This window comes from Bacteroides sp. A1C1, assembly GCF_004328515.1.
In the GTDB taxonomy this organism is placed as follows: domain Bacteria; phylum Bacteroidota; class Bacteroidia; order Bacteroidales; family Bacteroidaceae; genus Bacteroides; species Bacteroides uniformis.
Map to the genome: position 1 here is coordinate 3,907,907 of NZ_CP036491.1, position 22,425 is coordinate 3,930,331.

Genomic DNA, 22,425 nt, shown 5'->3' on the forward strand with positions numbered 1-22,425 from the left:
TTTTTGACAATTGATAACTTATAACTCATCACTCACATCAATCGTTTTTTGTCCGTTCGGCCCGCTTGTTGATTACAATCAGCAACACCAGCACCGTCACGAAGATGATGGTGGAGAGTGGCCGCAGTTCCGGCGTCAGTCCACCCTTGCGCGCATCGGCGTAGATGTAGGTGGAGAGCGTTTCCAGCCCCTGGTTGCCAATGGTGAAGATGGTCACGGCAAAGTCGTCGATGGAGAGCGTGAAGGCAAGGATGAAGCCGCTTATCATACCCGGAAATATCTCCGGAAGAATCACCTTGCACAATGCCTGGAACGGCGTGGCGCCCAGGTCGAGTGCCGCCTCGTAGACATTCTGGTTCATCTTCTTGAGCCGGGGCATTACGCTGAGCACCACGTAGGGTGTGCAGAAGGTGATGTGTGCCAGTACCACTGTGGTAAATCCTTGCGATATGCCGAAGCTGACGAACAGCAGGAACAGCGACACACCGGTGATAATGTCTGCATTCATCATCGGGATGGCATTGGCGAAGTTCATTACCTGCCGTGTGCGCGAGCGCAGGTTGAAGATGCCGATGGCTGCAATGCTGCCCAGTGCCGTGCTGGCGGTGGCGGCAAGCAGGGCAATGGCGAATGTGTTCCAGATAGCGTTCATCAACGAGTGGTGCATCCCGCCCGTGAACAGCGAGCTGTACAGCTTGGTGGAGAACCCCGTCCAGTTGCCCAGCACCTTTGCTTCGGTGAAGGAGAATATCATGATTATCAGGATAGGCGAATAGAGCAACGCCAACAGCAGCCACAAGTAGCCGCGGGTCAAGATTCGTGTCATCATATCATACCTCCGCTTTCATTCGATGCGCCGTCTTCCTCGTTGGTGAAGAGGACGGTGATGCCTATCAGCAGCAGCATGATGAGCGAGAGGGCGGCACCGTAGTTCCACATTCCATTGTAAATATTCTCTTGTACCGTGGTACCGAAAAGCTTGATGTTGTTCATCGTCAGCAGCTCGGCGATGGCGAAGGTGGATACCGTAGGCATAAACACCATTACTATACCACTCATCACACCCGGCATGGACAGCGGTAGAATCACCTTGCCGAATACGTGCGTGGGGGAGGCTCCCAAGTCTTGCGCAGCCTCAATCAAATTGTGGTCCATCTTCTGAAGGGTGTTGTAAATGGGGTATATCATGAACGGCAGGAAGTTGTAGACCATACCGAACACAAGTGCGCCTTCACCCAGCGGCAGGTTCAGGAAGTCGAACAGCGCTACTGTGGCAAGCGTACGTATCAAGATGTTCACCCACATGGGCAGGATGAACAGTACCACCATGGTGCGCGAGGCGTTGAATTGCTTCTGACTCAGGATATACGCCGCCGGATAGCCCAGCAGCAGGCAGATCAGCGTAGTGATAACGGCTATTCCGATGGAGTAGACAAACGTGTTCATCGCTTCGGGGTGCATCATGAACTTGCGGAAGTTGGCAAGCGTGAACGCTCCTCCGTCGTCCGTAAAGGCGTAGAGCACGATGAGCAGCAGCGGTACTATAACAAATACAAGCAGAAATAGCGCGTAGGGTACCGTCCAGTTGCGCCGACGCATAAAGAAAGTTATCATCTTTATTAAGGATTAAGGGATTAGGGATTAAGGATTAGGGATTAGGGATTAAGGGTGGAGGATAAAGAATTTATAATAGCTAACCCTTAATCCCTAATCCCTATTCTTTATTCCTTATTCTCACGTTTTCGGGTGCGATGATGATACCTACACGGTCGCCGTCGTCCCACACGTCGTTGGTGTCGACAAAGATGTCTTCGTCCCAGTCTGTAAACACGGTCAGGTGGTAATGGTTTCCTTTGTAGAGGATGAATTTCACTTCACCCGTCAGACGGCCGTCCTCTTCGTTGTCTTCGAGGATGACGTCCTGGAAGTCCACTTCCACTTGCACGCTGCTGCCCGGTTCGATGCCTTGCACGGGCAGGCATTCGAAGTTACAGCCCAGGCATTCTACGTGCGTTTTGTCCACCAGTTTTCCTTCGAAGGTGTTGCAGGTGCGTTCTTTCTTCATCACATGGATGTCGAAGGGTTTTACCAGCAGACCGACTTCGCGTCCTGCCTCGAAGGCATGGTAGTCCTGCACCATCAGCTCGTAGCCTTCGCGCGTTTGCACCAGCATTTCATAGTGTACGCCTTTGAAGATACAGCTGGTTACGGTGCCCGTCAGCTGTGCGGCGTCGGATACATCGAAGATGTAGATGTCTTCGGGGCGAATTACTACGTCCACCTGCATCTGTTCACCAAATCCCGTGTCTACGCATTCAAATTCGTGCCCGCAGAAGGTAACGGCCTTATCTTTTATCATGACTCCGTTCAAGATGTTGCTTTCGCCGATGAAGTCGGCTACAAAGGAGTTGATGGGCTCGTTGTAGATGTCGGTCGGCACACCTATCTGCTGGATGCGTCCTTCGCTCATCACAACGATGGTGTCGCTCAGGGTGAGTGCCTCTTCCTGGTCGTGGGTCACGTATACGAAGGTGATACCCAGCTTCTGGTGCATTTCCTTCAGTTCCATCTGCATGTCTTTGCGCATTTTGAGGTCCAAGGCAGCGAGAGGCTCGTCCAGCAGCAGTACTTCGGGTTCGTTGACGATAGCTCGGGCGATGGCTACGCGCTGTTGCTGTCCGCCGGAGAGGGAGTCCACGTCGCGGTCCTCATAGTCTGTCATGCCCACCATGCGCAGGGCTTGTTTCACTTTCTTCTCGATAGTGGCACCGGGCAGCTTCTTCAGCTTCAGCCCGAAGGCTATGTTGTTGAATACGTTGAGGTGGGGGAAGAGGGCGTACTTCTGGAACACGGTGTTCACCGGACGCTTGTGCGGCGGTGTCTGTGTGATGTCCTTTCCGGCAATGGTTATCACTCCTTCCGAGGCTGTCTGAAAGCCTGCAATGAGGCGTAACAGTGTTGTCTTTCCGCAGCCGGACGGTCCCAGTATTGTTACAAACTCGCCCTTACGGACAGACAAATTCACATCATTCAGCACGGCCTTGTCTCCGAAGAATTTCGATACATGTTCCACACCGATGATGCAATCGGACTTTTGCATAAGCGTCTTTTACTTTATCCAAACGAATTAAACGAATTTCGGGCTTTCAAAAAAGCGAGTGCAAAGTTACATAATTTATCGGGAATTTTCGCTTTACTCTAAAATTCATTATCCCTATGAAGTTAAAATAAACACATAGCGAAAAAGTAATTTTTGGTAAAGTGTAGATAATCAGCTGATATATCGTTTGTTACTTCCGAGCCGCAATACTCCGTATCGCTGAAAATTCTCCAATAGGGCAAGGGGCAAGCCCCTCTGCACACCCCGTCGAGGACGGTATTTCGCCGCCCTCAAAGATAGTTAGATTTATTGTTTCACAAGCCAAAAAAGAAAGGAAGGATATATGGGTTTCGTAGTTTTACACATGGAAAAGGCGCACGGCAGCGACAGCGGAACGACCGCACATATCGAGCGTTTCATCATTCCGAAGAACGCCGACCCCACATGTACCCACCTAAACCGCAGTCTCATCGAATACCCCGACGGGGTGAAAGACCCCACGGACGGGACGAGACTGGTTCTTGCCATTGACCGAAAGCCCATTGTCGAGTGGTTCAAAGAGCAATTCGACAAGCTACGGCAGAGCATACACCGACCTATACAGCCGCAAAGGAAAGGCAGGGGAATGAAGATATAACCGTTTTATCTTGCTGGAAAACAATAAAAAGTGCTGTTCATAATGCCTTATGAATGGCACTTTTTATATATTTGCACACAAAATAAGGATAGAGCAAATAAAAGTAAATACAGAATCGTAAAATTTGACAGATATGAAAACACAAAAATTAGAAATACTGATATTATTCCTCTGTATATTCGGCTTTATAGGCTGTGATAACAAAGATGAAGAGGGTGAGAAAGTGACAGACTACAAGGAATATTCTCTAACCATTGCATCAAAGAAGATACCCGGTGTTTGTTGGTCAGACGGATTTAATTATTTATCTGATGTATATGCTGTAAAGAAAGAAAATGCCCAAGAATGGGAGAGCCTTGGAGTCATTGATAAATTTGAGTTTGAGAAAGGATATGAATATAAGGTAAAAATCAGTGAAACAAATTATTTGGATTATAGCATGGAAAATCCCGCATGGACGGAATATGAACTACTTGAAATAATATCTAAAAATAGGAAAGATTCAGAAAATTTGCCTTTACATTTTATCCCTAAATCATACTACGAGAATGTACAGCTTCCTAAATACAAATATGTAGTAGATGCAGATAATAATCAAAAACTTATTGAAGAAGAATTGGAAAAAGAATCTCTTATTCCTTTGGATTTTCACTATATATTTTGGCGGAGCGAAGACAAATTCCTAAGATGTATTGCAATAAAAGACGATAATAATACACTGGGACCGTGTATTATAAAAAACGAAAACAAAGCTCCGGAAGAAATGCCAGAATCTTACAAATTACTTCCTCCAGAGGGAAATGTGTTTGGTTATGGAAAATGGACTTTTTCAGATGAACAGGGAAATGAAACGAATTATCTTTCATTTGATGTGTTTATGGGTCGTTCTGCTAAATCAAGAAACGTAGATTTAACTCCCGATGTAGCTTATCTTTATAAAGACCTTTCTGAATACTACAAAAATAAATATCCGCAAGCCGGAGTAAAAACAGTTGTGGTTTCTTATGCCGTTTCTATTAAATAACATAAAATCCTCAGCGAGCATCAATTATCCTAATTATCATTGCAACTATTATAAGAATCTATTAATATGAGAACTATAGAATTAAGCATAAAAAAACGTATGAAAAGAATGAATTTGACCGCTTTATTGTTAAGCAGTGTCTGTTTGTTATGCCAACCCCTTCAAGCCCAACAGAGCATTGATGCTTGTGACGGTCGTACTTATAAAGTAGGCGACACGCTCCGTATTGGCGAACCATTGCCTTCGGGCTATCTATTTATTAGGCAGCTAAACGCTAATAATCAATTCGACAGTCTGGATCCGAAAAACTCAACCGGACGGACTGCCGTCATTACCGACATACCTACTTACCAGCCCGAACTCTATCAACAGTTCGGCATTTACCAACAGCCGGAAACGCCCCAAATAGTCTTTGCCGAACAAGGGGATTTCAAGATCGGCGTATATCTAAACATGGCTTTAAGCAAAGGAAACATCATGTCCGGACATCATGTTTCCCTTATGAATGGAGCTGTTGACCTTACCCCAGCTATCTTGTTCGCCTACGCACATAAGCTTTACGGCAAACCTATCGACACAACATCAGTTGAAACCTATGCCTCTCTCCGTGCTCCCAAACAATATGCAGAAGCAGCCAATGACCCGTTTGTACTGGAAGAACTCCGTACAACATACCGGAAAGAACTGGAACAAGCTGTAGCAAAGGCAGATTTCAATAAAGTGTTCCGCATCAAATGTTTCTCGGAACTCCAAATGTATGACATTAATCAACAGCATTTTCCGATTTCGGGCTTAACGTGTGTCGATGTGGAAACCAAGCAGAACAGAGAATTATCCCAACAAGGTTATTGCTTATGGGGAACTTGTGCCTTTCATTTCACTAACGCTCCGTCATTTACCACCCTGCCTTGCAAAAAAAACATTGCCCAAGGCATCTATACCATGCGTAAAATGACCTCGGCGACCTTGCCACCAACAGCTACCCTATATGTATATGTGCGCATCCTCCAACAGCCAGTATCACTTCCTGATAAACGTACCATGGTGATGCGTCCCGGAACCTCATTCGATTTCGAGTGGTCAACACTCCGTAAAGCATACGGTCAAAAAGCTTTGAACATGGAAATTGTACAAACAGACGGTTATTATAATGTCTTCCCTTATAACATACAAGAAGTGACATACAATTATCTTGGTACACAAACGTTACCTGAAAAGAACAATAAATAGTAATATGAAACTAAAAAATATCATTCTGACTACATTGGTAACAATCGCCCTGACATCATGTTATACATCCAGTCGAATAAGTAAATTCAGCTCTGAAAATATAAAATTGGTATAGATAAAATCTTTTCATAAAAAGATATGGAAAGCCTTTTAATAAGGAAATATCCTATACACAAGACAATCAAGAGAAAGAAAAACTCTTCTATAAAGAAGAATTAAACAAAGGTACATGGTATATTATAACAACAGCTTTTACTTTTATTGATGATAAACTTATAAAGCAAGAGGTTGTAAAAGAAGAAAGGACTTTTCAAAAATGTGATTGTAATAAATAATAAGTAATACCTTTGCTGACAGTATTGATATAAAAAACTATTACACGATGGAAAAGAAAATTGTACTCATCACCGGAGCCTCCTCCGGAATAGGGGAAGGCTGTGCTCGCAAGTTTGCCATGAACGGTTACCGGCTTATACTCAATGGCCGTAATGTGGAGAAACTGAATGCTGTAAAGAAAGAATTGGAAGAAAAATTCGGAGCCGATGTGTATCTGCTTCCTTTTGATGTCCGCGATAGGCAGGCTGCTTGTGCCGCCCTCGAATCCCTTCCGGTGGAGTGGAAAGCGATAGACATACTGATTAACAATGCCGGACTCGTTATCGGAGTAGACAAGGAGCACGAGGGTAATCTCGACGAATGGGATGTGGTAATTGATACAGACGTGAAAGCGCTTCTCGCTATGACCCGCCTCGTAGTTCCCGGCATGGTGGAGCGCGGACGCGGTCATGTCATCAACATGGGGTCTATTGCCGGAGACTACGCTTATCCGGGCGGCAGTGTGTACTGTGCCTGCAAAGCCGCCGTCAAGGCCCTTTCCGACGGACTCCGCATCGACTTGGTGGATACTCCGGTACGCGTGACGAACGTCAAGCCCGGACTGGTGGAAACCAATTTCTCTGTCATCCGTTTCCGTGGCGACCGGGAGGCGGCTGACAATGTGTATAAAGGTATACGTCCGCTGACCGGTGACGATATAGCCGAAGTGGTTTATTTTGCCGCTGCCGTCCCCGAGCATATCCAGATTGCAGAAGTGCTGGTGATGCCTGCCAACCAGGCTACCGGGACAATTGTCAGCCGGAAATAGAATTTGTATAAGAATATGATAAAATGATACTATTTTATCTTCGGGGAAACGTCTACATTTGCCCACAGCTAAATGATTATAGAATCTAAACAAGAAAAGCATGAATTTTAAGAAACGAACAAATTTCCTTTTTGGAGCACTGCTGCTGACCGGCAGTTTGTTGGCTCAAAACGTATGTGTATCCACTCCGAAAACTTCTTTGGTGCTTTCGGCTCCTGAAGGCGGTACACTGAGACACTTGTATTATGGTAACAGACTTTCTGAAACCGATTTGCTGAATATTGCCACGGCAGAAGCAGGCCACACGGCCTATCCCGAATATGGATTGAATACCCCCGTGGAGACGGCTCTCGCTGTGAAGCATGCTGACGGTAACATGACCCTCCAGCTTGAAGTGCTGAATGTGACTACCGAGAAGGAAGGAAATGCCGTGACGACTGTCGTGGCGCTGAAAGACAAAGTGTATCCCTTTTTTGTCAATGTCTGCTACCGAGCCTGGCAAGATGCCGACGTGATAGAATCCTGGACTGAAATTTCTCATCAGGAGAAGAAGCCGGTAGTGCTCAATCAGTTTGCCTCCGGCTATCTGCCCATCCGCCGCGGTGATGTGTGGCTCTCCCATCTCTCCGGTTCCTGGGCCAATGAGGGCTTTTTGACGCAGGAACCTCTCACTCCGGGCATGAAGGTTATCAAGAATAAGGACGGTGTGCGAAATTCTCATACCGACCATGCGGAAGTGATGTTCTCCCTTGACGGCCGTCCGCAGGAGAACACGGGCAACGTGATTGGCGCAGCCCTCTGTTACAGTGGTAACTACAAACTCCGCATCGAGACGCATGATGATGAATATCACCATTTCTTTGCCGGAATCAACGAAGAGAACTCTGCTTATTCCTTGAAGAAAGACGAGCTTTTCCGCACTCCCGAACTTGCCCTGACCTATAGTAACGAGGGATTGAGTGGCAGCAGCCGTAACTTCCACCGCTGGGCGCGTCTGCACAAGTTGGCGCACGGCACTACTCCCCGTAAGATTTTATTGAACAGTTGGGAAGGCGTGTATTTCGACATCAACCAGCAGGGTATGGACCAAATGATGGCGGACATCGCCTCCATGGGCGGCGAATTGTTCGTGATGGACGATGGCTGGTTTGGCGACAAATATCCCCGTAAGAACGACAGTTCATCACTCGGCGACTGGGTGGTGGACAAGAACAAGCTTCCGGACGGTGTCAAAGGGCTGTTGAGTGATGCCAAAAAGCACGGCATCAAGTTTGGTATCTGGATTGAGCCGGAGATGGCAAACACCACCAGCGAACTTTACGAACAACATCCGGATTGGGTGCTCAAAGCTCCCGAACGCGACCTCGTACTGGGACGCGGCGGTACGCAGGTGGTGCTCGACCTTGCCAATCCTGCCGTACAGGACTTCGTGTTCGGTGTTGTTGACAATCTGATGACTTCTTATCCTGAGATAGACTATATCAAATGGGATGCCAATATGGCTGTCATGAACCACGGTTCCCAATACCTGACCAAAGAAAATCAGAGCCACATGTATATAGAGTATCATCGCGGCTTTGAGAAGGTGTGCCAGCGCATCCGTGCCAAATACCCCGACCTTACCATCCAGGCATGTGCCAGTGGCGGTGGCCGTGCCAACTACGGAGTGCTGCCTTACTTCGACGAGTTCTGGGTGAGCGACAATACCGATGCCCTGCAACGTGTCTATATGCAGTGGGGAACTTCCTATTTCTTCCCCGCCATAGCCATGGCATCGCACATCAGTGCTGCCCCCAATCATCAGACGTTCCGCACCATCCCTCTGAAATATCGGATAGACGTTGCCATGAGTGGTCGTTTGGGTATGGAAATCCAGCCCAAAAATATGACGGAAGAAGAAAAGGCTCTTTGCAAGAATGCCATTGCCGAGTACAAGACCATTCGTCCCGTAGTACAGTTGGGAGACATTTACCGCCTGCTCTCTCCTTATGACAAGCAAGGTGTGGCTTCTCTGATGTACGTGGCTCCGGAGAAGGACAAGGCAGTCTTCTATTGGTGGAAGACGGAACATTTCTGTAACCAGCACCTGCCGCGTGTGAAGATGGCAGGGCTCTGTGCCGACAAGCAATACCGGGTGCATGAACTGAACCGTATAGATAATGTTCCCTTGAACTACGAAGGAAAGAGTTTCAGTGGTGCCTACCTCATGGCAAACGGGCTGGAGATTCCCTACAACCATAAGGTGGACTATCACAAGCAGAACGACTATTCGAGCCGTGTGCTTTATCTGGAAGAGGTGAAGTGACATAAGCAAAGGTGAGGTTGGGCCGTGTAAAGGTGAACTTGAGCGGCGTAAAGGTGAGGTTTATGGGTACAGTTGGTACAGTGGGTACAGCGTCTCTTCTATCTCACACACGCATGTATATAAATAATGTACGCGTTATGAAGTAATGTACATAAGCGCATGTGTGTGAAGCAGAAGAGGCGCTGTACCCACTGTACCAATTGTACCACTGTTTGGATGTCCAACTTTTCTTTTCGTACCCTTTTGGGACTTTCAGGTAAGATGGAAACATAAAAAAAGTCCCACAATACATTGATATTGTAGGACTTTTTTCTTTTTGTCGCCTTCTGGCTTTGTTTCTATGTGAACCGCTTGGGGCTCGAACCCAAGACCCCAACATTAAAAGTGTTGTGCTCTACCTGCTGAGCTAGCGATTCAATCCTTCATTGCTGTTAAGCGGGTGCAAAGATAGATACTTTTTTGAAATTTGCAAAATAATATCATCTTTTTTCTTATCTTTGTCCCCATCAATCCTTGATATTAATCATTATCACTGAACATTAATCATTAAATACATGGCAACAGTAGACGATAAAAAGATTATCTTTTCTATGGTTGGGCTGAATAAAACCATTCAGCAGAACAACAAGCAGGTACTGAAGAACATTTACCTTTCGTTCTTCTACGGGGCAAAAATCGGTATCATCGGTCTGAACGGTTCGGGTAAATCGACCCTGCTGAAGATTATCGCCGGATTGGATAAGTCCTATCAGGGCGAAGTGGTGTTCTCGCCGGGATATTCTGTGGGGTATCTGGCCCAGGAACCGTACCTCGACCCCACCAAGACCGTAAAGGAAATTGTAATGGAAGGCGTGCAGCCCATTGTGGACGCGCTGGCAGAATACGAGGAAATCAATCAGAAGTTTGGCTTGCCCGAATATTATGAGGACCAGGACAAGATGGACAAGCTCTTCTCCCGCCAGGCCGAGTTGCAGGACATCATTGACGCGACCGATGCCTGGAACCTTGACAGCAAGCTGGAACGCGCCATGGACGCCCTCCGTTGTCCGCCCGAAGACCAGTCCGTAGAACATCTTTCCGGTGGTGAGCGCCGCCGTGTGGCCCTTTGCCGCCTATTGTTGCAGAAGCCCGACGTGCTTCTTCTTGACGAGCCCACCAACCACCTTGATGCCGAATCCATCGACTGGCTGGAACAACACTTGCAGCAGTACGAGGGTACGGTGATTGCCGTAACGCACGACCGTTACTTCCTCGACCACGTTGCCGGCTGGATTCTTGAGCTGGACCGTGGCGAAGGTATTCCCTGGAAAGGTAACTACTCCAGTTGGCTGGAACAGAAGACCAAGCGCATGGAGCAAGAGGAAAAGACCGCCAGCAAGCGCCGCAAGACGCTGGAACGCGAGCTGGAGTGGGTGCGCATGGCTCCCAAGGCCCGTCAGGCAAAGGGAAAGGCGCGTCTGAACTCCTACGACAAATTGCTGAACGAGGATGTGAAGGAGAAGGAAGAGAAGCTGGAAATCTTTATCCCGAACGGTCCCCGTCTGGGTAATAAGGTGATTGAAGCCAAGCATGTGGCAAAGGCGTTCGGTGACAAACTGTTGTTCGATGACCTCAACTTCATGCTTCCACCCAACGGTATCGTGGGTATCATCGGCCCTAACGGTGCCGGTAAGACTACGCTTTTCCGTCTTATCATGGGACTGGAAAAGGCAGACAAAGGCGAATTCGAGGTGGGGGAGACCGTAAAGGTTGCCTACGTGGACCAGCAGCACAAGGATATCGACCCCAACAAGAGCGTATATCAGGTCATTTCCGGCGGAAACGATCTGATTCGCATGGGAGGGCGCGACATTAATGCACGCGCCTATCTGTCCCGTTTTAACTTCTCCGGTGCCGACCAGGAAAAGCTCTGTGGGGTGCTTTCCGGTGGTGAACGCAACCGCTTGCATCTGGCGCTCTGCCTGAAGGAGGAAGGTAATGTGTTGTTGCTGGACGAGCCCACCAATGACATCGACGTGAATACGCTCCGTGCCCTCGAAGAAGGTTTGGAGGACTTTGCCGGATGTGCTGTGGTCATCAGTCACGACCGTTGGTTCCTTGACCGTATCTGTACGCATATCCTCGCTTTCGAAGGAGACTCCAATGTGTTCTTCTTTGAAGGTTCTTATTCAGAATATGAGGAAAATAAACAGAAACGTCTTGGGAAAGAAGAACCCACCCGTGTACGTTATAGAAAGCTCATGAATGATTGATTTCGGTGCGAATTTGAAAGTATATTCTTTTACTTGTTGACAATACGAAAGCCCTGCTGTAGAATGCAGGGCTTTTTTTGTTTAAAAATATCTCAAAAAAGCCTTTCTACCTTCAAAAAATGTAACATAAATATAACATTAATCTCGTTTTTATTAGTTATATTTGCGACTTAAAACATAAATTAATGTTTAATTAATACTATCTATTAACAAAAAACAGAATTATGAGAAAACATCTAATTCAATTCCTGTTGGTTGCAGTGTTGTCGGTATTTAGTGCCGCTGCATTTGCTCAGACTACAGTGAGAGGTCAACTTGTTGATTCAGAAACAGGTGAACCGTTAGTGGGTGCCGCCGTCATGGTGGAAGGTACTACACAAGGATCGGTGACCGACATTGATGGCTATTTCAAGCAAAGCGTTGCTTCGAATGCGACATTACTATTCAAGTACGTGGGTTATAAAGACCAGAAGAAGAAGATTACGCAGAAGGGCGCTTCTGTGGATTTGGGTGCTATCCCAATGGAACCGGATGCTGTGATGCTGAAGGACGTAGTGATTACATCGTCTATTGCTGTGGCACGCAAGACTCCGGTTGCAGTATCTACTGTCGACCCCGTATTTATTGAAGATAAGATAGGTTCTCAGGAGTTACCGCAAATCTTGAAATCTACTCCGGGTGTTTATGCTTCTAATGAGGGAGGTGGCTTTGGTGATTCCAACATAAAGATTCGTGGTTTTAAGTCAGAATATGTGGCTATGATGATTAACGGTGTACCCATGAACGGAATGGAAAACCAGAAAGTATACATGAGTAACTGGGGTGGTTTGATTGATGTGGCCAGCAGTATTCAGGTACAACGTGGACTTGGTGCCAGCAAGGTGTCAACTCCTTCAGTAGGTGGCTCACAAAACATTATAACCAAGACTACTGATGCCAAGAAAGGCGGCTTCATCTCTTACGGCATGGGTAATGACGGCTACAGTAAAGTGATGTTCAGTGTCTCTTCCGGTCTGACAAAAGATGGTTGGGCCTTTACTTTATTGGGTGCCAGAGATAAACGCGACGGTTATATTCAAGGTACGGAATCCGAGGCCTACACTTGGTTCATGAGTATTGCAAAACGTATCAATGACAACCATCAACTTTCATTTACAGCTTTTGGAGCACCTCAGTGGCATAATCAGCGTAATATGGCAAATGGTTTGAATATCAAGGAGTATCAGCGTGTAAAACAATGGATGGGTGAGGAAAGTCCCTATCGTTACAATTCTACTTTCGGTTATCGCAATGGACAAGTGATGAACTCTTCACGTAACGAATACCATAAGCCCCAGATGTCTCTTAATCATTTGTGGCAAATCAACCATAAGTCAAGCCTCAGTACAGCAGCTTATATGTCTATCGGTACTGGTGCGGGCTATAGTGGTACGGGGGTAACGGGGTACACCAGCTCTTGGTACGGTACGGCCAGTGATGGTACGGTGAACACTCAGTTCCGTTGTCCTGATGGTACTTTTGATTATGATGCTGTGGATAAGCTTAATGCAGATAACTATACTAATCCGGTGAATGTGAGTGGAATGCCCGGTTATAAAGGTTCGCTGATGATTATGAACAAAGCCTCGAACGACCATTTCTGGACAGGATTAATTTCTACTTATACCACTAAGTTTGGTGATTACTTTGATTTCTATGGTGGTATTGACTTCCGCTATTATAAAGGTTTGCACAAGAATGTCATTACCGATCTTTTTGGAGGGCAGTATTATGTAGACTCTTATAACCGTAAGAGTGTATTGGCTGAGAATAGTGTGAATGGTGGAGTCACCTCCTGGGTAAACCAGAAGTTGGGAGTAGGAGATGTGATTCGTCGTGACTACGACGGTTTTGTGATGTACGAAGGTGGTTTTGCCCAATTGGAGTATAATAAAGATAAAGTGAGTGCATTTGTTTCAGGTGGTCTTACAAATACCAGTTATTGGCGTAAAGACCGTTTTTATTATAGTGGTGACAAACAGCTGTCTTCGAAGAAGCATTATTTGGGAGGCAATGTGAAAGCTGGTTTGAATTACAACCTTGATGATTACAATAACGTATTCTTCAATACCGGATTTATCAGCCGTGCTCCTATTTTTGATAATACCTTCATCAATTCTCAGAGTTCACATGAGCGTAATCCCGATGCTAAGAATGAGAAAGTTTACTCTTTCGAATTAGGTTATGGATATCGTAGCCAGTATTTTTCAGCCAATGTAAACGCCTATTATACTATGTGGAAAGACAAGGCTTTATATGATACCGGATCCTATGAAGACGTAAACGGGGCTTCCCAGCGTTGGACAATGAACATGACCGGTGCGCAGGCTAACCACATGGGTATAGAGCTTGACTTTATTGCCAAGCCTTTCCGCTGGATGGAAGTTAACGGTATGTTCTCTTGGGGAGACTGGCGCTGGAATGGGACAGCGAAAGGCTTCATGATGAATACTGAAGGCCAGATTATGGCGAATAGCCGTGGTGAAGTGGTGACAGATATGAGTAATGTAGATCAGTACAAGTATACCATTGAAATGGATAATGTACAGGTGGGCGGTTCTGCTCAGACTACAGCTGCTTTGGGAGTGACATTCCGCCCAATGAAAGGCTTGCGTCTTAATGCAGACTGGAACTTCTTTGCACGCAATTATGCCGATTATGACATTGATGCGAGCCAAGCCACTCAAAAAGAGGCTTACGTGGTGGAAAAACCTTGGGAGATTCCTTCATGGAGCACATTTGATGTAAGTGCAGGATATACCTTTGACTTCGGTAAGATTCGTGCTACACTGAGCGGCAATGTGAACAACTTGTTCAACCAAGAGTACATAGCCGATGCACGCGATGGAAGTAACCATGACTGGGAGATGGCCACACGTGTTATCTATGGTTGGGGACGTACTTATACTGTAAGATTGAAGTTGAATTTCTAAGCGAACATATTTATGAAAAAACATATATTATTAGGAACCGCATTGGCTTCGCTGTTTGCACTTGGGGCCTGCGATTATAACGAGGATAATTTCCCCGGATTTGATGAAAAAGAAACCATCACGGATGTCAGTACCGATACCCTCGTATTGGCTGATGCCCATTATGGCAAAATAGCTTCTATGCCGAAGAACCAAGGGATAGCTCTTGCCAAGGATCCCGAGGGGCAGACTTATCTTACGGCATTGAACCAGCTGGGTAAAACCAAGATGTTTACTGATATGGTAGCTCCTGAAGATTATCTGCCTGCATTTGTCGATTCGCTCTACGCATATCTGTCAGATGGTTCCAAGGTGCTGGTGCAGTACAATATCGGCAAGGAGCAACCTGAATATCTCTCGAAGATAAACGAAGCTCAGACTTTCGATCTTACTTCTGACAATTACGCTACAGTATGGGGGGAAAGCATGGTAGTGAAATATCTCACCCCTTCTACGTTGAAGAAGCTTCCTGCTTTGTTGAAGGAAGGTATCAAGAACCCGAAGACGGGAGATGTGTGCCAAGTGAATTACGCTTGGTCGGAGACCGAGCCCAGTACAGGCGGCGGTGCAGTGAAAATGGTATACCAGAAAGTAACTTCTATTGATGCCGAAGGAGGTAATTATGTCATTGTGGCTCCGACGAAGGACAATACTTGGATTCCTTTCGGTCAGTTCAAAGACCCGGATAAGACGTATGGTTATATGGAGGGTGAACCGGTAGAGATTGCGGATGGTTTCATCACCAGCGATGTGTCCAATCATATCATGACACTTACTCCTACGGAAAAAGGTTTCACTATGCAACGTCCGGATGGCAAGTTCATCTATCAGAGTGGTACGTTTAACAGTTTCAACATCGGTACTTCCATACCCGAGGGTGGGGATTGGAGCTTTGCTTACAACTATGACCGTAAGGCATTTGATGTAAAAAATGTGGAAAAGGACAAAATCATCAAGCTGAATTTCTATGAAAAAGGAAACTCTTATTCATACGGTTCTTATCCGAATGCTACGTTGGGCATTTATATGAATGAGTCGTTCAATGGAAACGAGGGCGGTTTCACTACTCAAAATGTGAAACTTACCGGCACGTTAACTAATGTATGGAAGGTGGATGGTAAATATGGTTGGAAGGGTAGTGCTCATGTAGGAGATAGCGATTTTGAATCGGAAGCATGGGTGGTTTCTCCTATTATAGATTTAGCAAAAGCGAAGGCTCCTCTTCTTAAGGTAGATATTGCCATTAATTTCTTGAATGGTAACAATCGTGCTGATTTTATTGAATTGCTGGCTTCGGAAGATTATGTGGATGATGTGGCTACTGCTGAATGGAAGACTCTGAATGTACCTCAATGGCCGGAAGGCAAGAATTGGAATTATGTAAATTCCGGTGATATTGACCTGAGTGCTTACGAGGGCAAGAAGATAGCCATTGCTTTCCGTTATAAGAGTACTACAGAGTGTGCGCCTACTGTAGAGTTTAAGAATATGTCACTTACAAGTACCGTATCAGGGTATTATGAGGGTGTGGATATTTATAAGGAGATTCCTGAATCAGAAGCTGAAATGCCTGCTCGTGCCGTTACCCGTGCATCAGACGTGAAGCCAAATGCTTCTGCTCTCTACCAGTATGACGGTTCGGCTTGGACTGCCTACGAAGAAAGCGCAAGTATCGGTATCCGTGTGATGCAACCTGCCGATTATGTTTCTACCGGTTCGGACTATTTGAGCGATGCTGATGCCGTATTGCCCGTTTATCTGAAGAATGCATTCCCTTACGCACAGAGCGGGGATGTCAAGGCAGTAGTTTATTTCGGAAATAAGGAGTATGATGTGATGGCCGATGAATATGGCTTCGATGGCACTGCATGGGTGAAGAAGAATACCGAAACGGAAACTGCTGAAATGGCATTCCTGAAGACTGACGGCAAATGGATGGAAGCAAAAGAGTATTATAGCAATGACTTTGCTGGTGAACTTCATAACGATGCCCAGATTGTGAATGTGAAGCTTGATGGCATGAATTATGTATGGAGTGCAGGTGCAGGTTATACCCGTATCAAGGCAAGCGGTTATTATCAGCGTAACCGCGATACGGAGGCATGGCTTGTAACCGGTGAGGTAGATCTTACCGAAGCTATTGCCCCACAGATGGTATTCACTGCTTCGGCAGACTATTTGTATGGAGGCAAAATTGAGAACGCAGTGTCTGTACATGTGTCCGAAAATTATATCCCTGCGGCTTCTACTGCTACTGAGGAAGAGAAGATTGCAGCATTGCAGGGAGCGGCTTGGAGTGATCCGTTGTCGTTCGAGTGGCCTACAAGCTCTAAAGAGATCGAAATGCGTACTTCCATGGCTGACTATGTGGGCAAGAAAGTATATGTGGCATTCCGTTATGCAAGTAATACTGATCCTGGATTTGCTCCTACATTCTACATGAGTAACTTTGTGGTGAAGGAATAATTCCTGAGGTTGTGCAATAGACAATGTGGTAATGGACTTTACTGTCCATTACCACATTTGCATTCTTAGTATCGTAAAATCAAATTTAGAAACATAGATGAAAAAACTGTCTTACTTATTTCTTTTGCTGGTCGGAATTTGGCTGGCTGGATGTGATGATTCTTCAGAGGCTTCGCTCATTCCCGAGATAATACCTACCGAGCAGGGTTCGGATACTTACGTGATGAAGGGCTATGAGTCGAGCGACAATGGTTTCAACGTGTATAAGCCCAAGGCTATCGGCACCCCTTTCTATATCCAGTCCAAAGCTTTTACCGGGCGTAATTACGCATTTGCTCCTGTTAATAGTGAGTCGCTGGAAGGGCTTACTGTTGTTCCGTCTGCCGATGCTTTCAGCGAAAGCGTTGAGGTGAAACCCTCTACGTGCTATTGGGTGCGTTTCAACCGCTACAATCATTATCAGATGGGCAAGCTCCGCGTGGCCTATATTCACGGTAATGAAGTGGGCATAGAGTATGTGGCTTCTGAGGATATAGATGTGAAAAATGCCAATATTGCTGATAACAATAAAGCAGACAATCTTGAAATCCCAGCTCTCAATGCAACCAATCAATATATTGAATACTATGCAGGCGTGTCTGATGAGGAAGGTGCCGGGCAGGTACTCAATTTCTCTTTGGAATACATCGCTTCCAAGAAGCATTCGGCTTGGGTGGCATTCAGTTTCGACCCGATTACTGCGCAAGACAACGTGAAGCGTGCCAACGAGTGGAATCAAGACGACCCCAATATTGACAACAGCGTGGAGGTGACTGAATCCATGCATAAGAGCGATGGGTACGACAAGGGGCATCTTTGTGCCAGCGAAGACCGTGTGTACAGTAAAAGTGCCAATAAGCAGACCTTCTACTACAGTAATATCTCGCCACAGATAGGGAGTTTCAATCAAAAGTATTGGGCGGCTCTTGAGAAGCAGGTGCAGACTTGGGGACGTTCCACCATCAATGGCACATACGACAAACTTTATGTCGTGAAAGGTGGTACTACTGACCGTTTGCTTACCAATTTCACAGGTGTGAAGAAAGCCAATGACGGGCTTTATCCCACCACCAATGCCGACGGGCTGACACTTGGCGGACTCATTTGTCCCAGCTATTATTACATGGCTCTGTTGAGCGAGAAGGCAGGGGTTTATCATACTATCGCTTTTTTAGTCCCTCATTCTGAATTATTGCCAGAAAAACCTGGAAAAGATGAATTTATGGTTTATGCCGTTTCTATTAAAAATTTGGAGTACGAAACTGGTATCGACTTCTTCTGTAACCTGCCTAATGAGATAGAGAAGACTGTAGAAGCTACTTATAGTGCTGACGATTGGGCTTGGTAAAAGCTTCAGAAACTATAAGGAGAGTCTCCCCTTTTAGTATGACGGGCATGTCATGATTTAGGTAGCTTTCTTAAAAGCTGTTTTCGTTTTGATGGAAACTGACTTCTTATCCGTATCTTTGCATATTGATTAAAAAAAGAGATATTCATGGAACTTTCGGATATACTTCATAATTTGAAGATACAAGAACTTACTCCGATGCAGGAGGCTGCTAAGGAAGCCTATCAATCAGCCCAAGATTTAGTGCTTCTTTCGCCTACCGGTTCGGGTAAGACACTGGCTTTTCTCCTTCCGCTGGTACAGACCTTGAAAGCGGATATACAAGGTGTGCAGGCTCTTGTACTAGTACCTTCACGCGAATTGGCTTTGCAGATAGAAACTGTGTTCAAGTCTATGGGAACTCCTTTCAAGGCTATGAGCTGCTATGGCGGACGCCCTGCTATGGAAGAACACCGGACAATGAAAGGCATTCATCCCGCCGTCATTATCGGTACTCCGGGACGTATGAGCGACCATTTGAGGAAAGAGAATTTCAATGCCGCCACTGTCGTCACTCTGGTGATAGATGAATTCGACAAGTGTCTTGAGTTCGGTTTCCATGACGAGATGGCAGAGGTTATCGGGCAGCTTCCCTCACTGAAAAAGCGTGTGCTTCTCTCGGCCACCGATGCAGAGGAAATACCGCAATTTGCCGGAGTAGGAGGTGATTCCCCGTCTTCCGGCTCCCGGCTCATGAAGCTTGATTTTCTTGCTCCGGAAGCCCTTGCTCCGCGTCTGCGGCTGCATAAGGTCGTTTCTCCGGAGAAGGACAAACTGGAAACCCTCTATAACCTGCTTTGTACCCTCGGCTATCATTCCACTTTGGTATTCTGCAATTATCGTGAAAGCGTGGAGCGTGTTGCCGGGTACCTGCAAGCCAGGAAGTTCCCTTGCGACATGTTCCATGGCGGTATGGAGCAGCCCGACCGCGAACGTGCGCTTTACAAGTTCCGCAATGGCAGTTGCGCCGTACTGATATCTACAGACCTTGCCGCCCGCGGACTGGATATTCCGGGTATTGAGAATGTGGTGCATTACCATCCTCCCGTAAACGAGGAAGCCTATACACACCGTAATGGACGTACCGCCCGTTGGGAGGCATCGGGAAATGCATATCTTGTTCTGCATGCCGAGGAGCGGGTACCCGAGTACATTTCTGAAGACATCGAAACGTACGAGTTTCCGGAGACGCTTCCCAAACCGGCCAAGCCCCGATGGGCTACCTTATATATAGGTAAAGGGAAAAAGGATAAGTTGAACAAGATAGATATTGTCGGCTTCTTGTATAAAAAAGGAGGAATGGCGCGTGAAGATGTCGGGCAGGTGGATGTAAAGGAACACTATGCCTTTGTAGCCGTGCGCCGCAGTAAAATGAAACAATTGTTGACGCTGGTACGCGGTGAAAAAATCAAGGGAATGAAAACTGTTATCGAGGAAGCAAAATGATTTATCTTATAAATATTCATTTTATTTGCGCTTATTCTTTTGAATATGAAGTAATGAAACCGCCTTGCTTTTAGTTTCTCTAAAAGTATTATCCTTGATAAGTAAAGATAACAAAATGGTGCATATATCTTGTATAAACCATTAAAAAGTAAGCTAAATACGGCTTAAAAATAGAATTTCATCAGGAAAGGTTTGTTTTGAAGAAATATTTCCGTAATTTCGCAAAGTCGAAAGACATTAATGAACGAAATTGTATAACCAAAACAAACTTCAAATGAAAAAGCATAATTTCAATGCAGGACCTTCTATCCTTCCTCGTGAGGTGATTGAGAATACGGCACAGGCTATTCTTGATTTCAATGGCTCAGGCCTCTCACTGATGGAAATCAGCCACCGTGCCAAAGACTTCCAACCCGTTGTGGACGAAGCTGTGGCATTATTCAAAGAATTGCTCAATATCCCCGAAGGATATTCGGTACTGTTCTTGGGCGGTGGTGCCAGTTTGGAATTCTGCATGGTACCCTTCAACTTCCTTGAAAAGAAAGCTGCTTACCTGAATACGGGTGTATGGGCCAAAAAAGCCATGAAAGAAGCTAAGGCATTCGGTGAAGTAGTTGAAGTCGCTTCTTCCGCTGAATCTACTTATACTTATATTCCGAAGGACTATACAGTGCCTGCTGATGCAGACTATTTCCACATCACTACCAACAATACAATCTACGGTACGGAACTGAAAGAGGATTTGGACGTAAACGTTCCGATGGTGGCCGATATGTCTTCTGATATTTTCTCCCGTCCCATCGACGTATCCAAATATATCTGTATCTATGGTGGTGCGCAGAAGAATCTGGCTCCTTCCGGTGTTACATTCGTCATCGTGAAGAATGACGCGCTGGGTAAGGTATCCCGCTATATCCCGACCATGCTGAACTATCAGACGCATGTGGATAGCGGCTCTATGTTCAATACTCCTCCCGTTGTCCCCATCTATGCAGCCCTGCAGACATTGCGCTGGATTAAGGCAGAGGGTGGCGTGAAGGAAATGGAACGCCGTGCCATCGAAAAGGCCGATATGCTGTATGCTGAAATTGACCGTAACAAAATGTTTGTGGGTACGGCTGCCAAAGAAGACCGTTCACGCATGAACATCTGCTTTGTGATGGCTCCCGAATACAAGGAATTGGAAGCTGACTTCCTGAAGTTCGCTACCGAAAGAGGTATGGTAGGTATCAAGGGACACCGTTCTGTAGGTGGATTCCGTGCATCCTGCTATAATGCCATGCCGAAGGAAAGCGTGCAGGCTTTGATTGACTGCATGCAGGAATTTGAGAAACTTCATTAATAATATTGTTTTTCACCACAGATTACGCAGATTTGCACAGATTGTTTTTATGATTAAACTCTGTGATAATCTGTGTCATCTGTGGTGAGTCTTTTTAATATCATGAAATTATGAAAGTATTAGTTGCAACAGACAAACCGTTTGCCAAAGTGGCAGTAGACGGTATCCGTAAAGAAATAGAAGCAGCAGGTTACGAACTCGTGCTGCTGGAGAAATATGGTGAAAAAGCCAAGCTGCTGGAGGCTGTGAAAGATGCAAACGCTATCATTATCCGCAGTGACATCATTGATGCTGAAGTGCTGGATGCCGCCAAGGAACTGAAGATTGTGGTGCGTGCCGGTGCCGGTTATGACAATGTGGACCTGGAAGCAGCTACTGCCCACAATGTATGTGTAATGAATACTCCGGGACAGAACTCCAATGCTGTGGCCGAGTTGGCTTTCGGCTTGATGGTGATGGCTGTCCGTAATATGTATAACGGTACTTCCGGTACTGAACTGATGGGCAAGAAACTGGGTATCCACGCTTATGGTAACGTGGGGCGCAACGTAGCCCGTATTGCCAAAGGCTTCGGTATGGAGATTTATGCGTTCGACGCTTTCTGCCCGAAAGAAGTAATCGAGAAGGATGGAGTGAAGGCTGTGGGTTCTGCCGAAGAGCTTTACTCTACTTGCGATGTCGTTTCCCTGCATATTCCTGCAACTGCCGAAACGAAGAATTCCATCAATTATGCATTGGTGAACAAGATGCCGAAAGGTGGACTGCTGGTGAACACAGCCCGTAAGGAAGTCATCAATGAAGCCGAGCTTATCCAGCTGATGGAAGAGCGTACCGACTTGAAATACATGACCGACATTATGCCTGCTGCCAATGAAACATTTGCAGCCAAGTTTGCCGGACGTTATTTCTCTACACCGAAAAAGATGGGTGCCCAGACTGCCGAAGCCAATATCAACGCAGGTATTGCCGCTGCCAAGCAGATTGTAGGCTTCCTGAAAGACGGTTGCGAGAAGTTCCGCGTAAACAAGTAATATTTTTAGTA

General features: G+C 46.1%; 14 protein-coding genes, 1 tRNA gene and 1 pseudogene. 12 read left to right on the plus strand and 4 right to left on the minus strand.

Annotated elements, in window-relative coordinates; translation table 11 throughout:
- Positions 1-37: 37 nt before the first annotated feature.
- The 3 genes from EYA81_RS16175 to EYA81_RS16185 form a co-directional block, all read right to left on the minus strand.
- The gene (locus EYA81_RS16175; protein ID WP_131226072.1) at positions 38-829 is read right to left on the minus strand and encodes an ABC transporter permease; all 792 of its coding nucleotides are present in this window, start codon (positions 827-829) and stop codon (positions 38-40) included.
- Complete coding sequence (locus EYA81_RS16180; RefSeq protein WP_131226440.1) at positions 826-1,599, minus strand: ABC transporter permease; 774 nt, start codon at positions 1,597-1,599, stop codon at positions 826-828. Before EYA81_RS16180 ends, EYA81_RS16175 begins: the two co-directional genes overlap by 4 nt.
- Positions 1,600-1,714: 115 nt before the next feature.
- Complete coding sequence (locus tag EYA81_RS16185; RefSeq protein ID WP_131226074.1) at positions 1,715-3,100, minus strand: ABC transporter ATP-binding protein; 1,386 nt, start codon at positions 3,098-3,100, stop codon at positions 1,715-1,717.
- Positions 3,101-3,443: 343 nt separating this feature from the next.
- Between EYA81_RS16185 and EYA81_RS19715 the strand changes: the two are divergent.
- The 5 genes and pseudogenes from EYA81_RS19715 to EYA81_RS16215 all read left to right on the plus strand — a co-directional run.
- Positions 3,444-3,596 (plus strand): annotated as a pseudogene (locus EYA81_RS19715) (mobilization protein); the annotation flags it as partial.
- Between the two features lie 274 nt (positions 3,597-3,870).
- The gene (locus EYA81_RS16200) at positions 3,871-4,761 is read left to right on the plus strand and encodes a DUF4377 domain-containing protein (RefSeq protein WP_117600587.1); all 891 of its coding nucleotides are present in this window, start codon (positions 3,871-3,873) and stop codon (positions 4,759-4,761) included.
- A gap of 99 nt (positions 4,762-4,860) precedes the next feature.
- Positions 4,861-5,991, plus strand: coding sequence for a DUF4852 domain-containing protein (locus EYA81_RS16205; RefSeq protein WP_229135093.1), 1,131 nt, complete (start codon positions 4,861-4,863; stop codon positions 5,989-5,991).
- A gap of 382 nt (positions 5,992-6,373) precedes the next feature.
- A complete protein-coding gene (locus EYA81_RS16210; RefSeq protein WP_117600585.1) occupies positions 6,374-7,135 on the plus strand; it encodes an SDR family oxidoreductase in 762 nt (253 codons plus the stop codon).
- 100 nt (positions 7,136-7,235) lie between these two features.
- On the plus strand, positions 7,236-9,440 hold the full coding sequence (locus tag EYA81_RS16215) for an alpha-galactosidase (protein ID WP_131226076.1): 2,205 nt from the start codon (positions 7,236-7,238) through the stop codon (positions 9,438-9,440).
- Positions 9,441-9,783: 343 nt separating this feature from the next.
- On the opposite strand, the gene EYA81_RS16220 is transcribed toward EYA81_RS16215, so the two are convergent.
- A tRNA-Lys gene (locus EYA81_RS16220) sits at positions 9,784-9,856 on the minus strand.
- Between the two features lie 138 nt (positions 9,857-9,994).
- Between EYA81_RS16220 and ettA the strand changes: the two genes are divergently transcribed.
- The 7 genes from ettA to EYA81_RS16255 all read left to right on the plus strand — a co-directional run bounded on the left by ettA (position 9,995) and on the right by EYA81_RS16255 (position 22,414).
- On the plus strand, positions 9,995-11,692 hold the full coding sequence (gene ettA, locus EYA81_RS16225) for an energy-dependent translational throttle protein EttA (protein WP_005828098.1): 1,698 nt from the start codon (positions 9,995-9,997) through the stop codon (positions 11,690-11,692).
- 224 nt (positions 11,693-11,916) lie between these two features.
- Complete coding sequence (locus EYA81_RS16230; RefSeq protein WP_131226078.1) at positions 11,917-14,664, plus strand: TonB-dependent receptor; 2,748 nt, start codon at positions 11,917-11,919, stop codon at positions 14,662-14,664.
- A gap of 12 nt (positions 14,665-14,676) precedes the next feature.
- The gene (locus tag EYA81_RS16235; RefSeq protein WP_227186897.1) at positions 14,677-17,169 is read left to right on the plus strand and encodes a choice-of-anchor J domain-containing protein; all 2,493 of its coding nucleotides are present in this window, start codon (positions 14,677-14,679) and stop codon (positions 17,167-17,169) included.
- 97 nt (positions 17,170-17,266) lie between these two features.
- Positions 17,267-18,556, plus strand: coding sequence for a DNA/RNA non-specific endonuclease (locus tag EYA81_RS16240; protein ID WP_005828102.1), 1,290 nt, complete (start codon positions 17,267-17,269; stop codon positions 18,554-18,556).
- Between the two features lie 147 nt (positions 18,557-18,703).
- The gene (locus EYA81_RS16245; RefSeq protein WP_117951880.1) at positions 18,704-20,041 is read left to right on the plus strand and encodes a DEAD/DEAH box helicase; all 1,338 of its coding nucleotides are present in this window, start codon (positions 18,704-18,706) and stop codon (positions 20,039-20,041) included.
- Positions 20,042-20,315: 274 nt separating this feature from the next.
- Positions 20,316-21,383, plus strand: a complete 1,068-nt coding sequence (serC, locus tag EYA81_RS16250; RefSeq protein WP_005828105.1) for a 3-phosphoserine/phosphohydroxythreonine transaminase — start codon at positions 20,316-20,318, stop codon at positions 21,381-21,383.
- A gap of 110 nt (positions 21,384-21,493) precedes the next feature.
- Entirely contained in the window at positions 21,494-22,414 is a 921-nt protein-coding gene (locus tag EYA81_RS16255) for an NAD(P)-dependent oxidoreductase (RefSeq protein ID WP_005828107.1), read from the plus strand.
- The last annotated feature ends 11 nt before the right edge of the window (positions 22,415-22,425 follow it).

What these genes read in the sequence shown, in the direction of transcription:
- ettA (WP_005828098.1), top strand. Translation starts at nt 9,995, where the DNA reads ATGGCAACAGTAGACGATAAAAAGATTATCTTTTCTATGGTTGGGCTG.
- EYA81_RS16255 (WP_005828107.1), top strand. Translation starts at nt 21,494, where the DNA reads ATGAAAGTATTAGTTGCAACAGACAAACCGTTTGCCAAAGTGGCAGTA.
- EYA81_RS16185 (WP_131226074.1), bottom strand. Translation starts at nt 3,100, where the DNA reads ATGCAAAAGTCCGATTGCATCATCGGTGTGGAACATGTATCGAAATTC.
- EYA81_RS16200 (WP_117600587.1), top strand. Translation starts at nt 3,871, where the DNA reads ATGAAAACACAAAAATTAGAAATACTGATATTATTCCTCTGTATATTC.
- serC (WP_005828105.1), top strand. Translation starts at nt 20,316, where the DNA reads ATGAAAAAGCATAATTTCAATGCAGGACCTTCTATCCTTCCTCGTGAG.
- EYA81_RS16210 (WP_117600585.1), top strand. Translation starts at nt 6,374, where the DNA reads ATGGAAAAGAAAATTGTACTCATCACCGGAGCCTCCTCCGGAATAGGG.
- EYA81_RS16175 (WP_131226072.1), bottom strand. Translation starts at nt 829, where the DNA reads ATGATGACACGAATCTTGACCCGCGGCTACTTGTGGCTGCTGTTGGCG.
- EYA81_RS16240 (WP_005828102.1), top strand. Translation starts at nt 17,267, where the DNA reads ATGAAAAAACTGTCTTACTTATTTCTTTTGCTGGTCGGAATTTGGCTG.
- EYA81_RS16230 (WP_131226078.1), top strand. Translation starts at nt 11,917, where the DNA reads ATGAGAAAACATCTAATTCAATTCCTGTTGGTTGCAGTGTTGTCGGTA.
- EYA81_RS16215 (WP_131226076.1), top strand. Translation starts at nt 7,236, where the DNA reads ATGAATTTTAAGAAACGAACAAATTTCCTTTTTGGAGCACTGCTGCTG.
- EYA81_RS16235 (WP_227186897.1), top strand. Translation starts at nt 14,677, where the DNA reads ATGAAAAAACATATATTATTAGGAACCGCATTGGCTTCGCTGTTTGCA.
- EYA81_RS16245 (WP_117951880.1), top strand. Translation starts at nt 18,704, where the DNA reads ATGGAACTTTCGGATATACTTCATAATTTGAAGATACAAGAACTTACT.
- EYA81_RS16205 (WP_229135093.1), top strand. Translation starts at nt 4,861, where the DNA reads ATGAAAAGAATGAATTTGACCGCTTTATTGTTAAGCAGTGTCTGTTTG.
- EYA81_RS16180 (WP_131226440.1), bottom strand. Translation starts at nt 1,599, where the DNA reads ATGCGTCGGCGCAACTGGACGGTACCCTACGCGCTATTTCTGCTTGTA.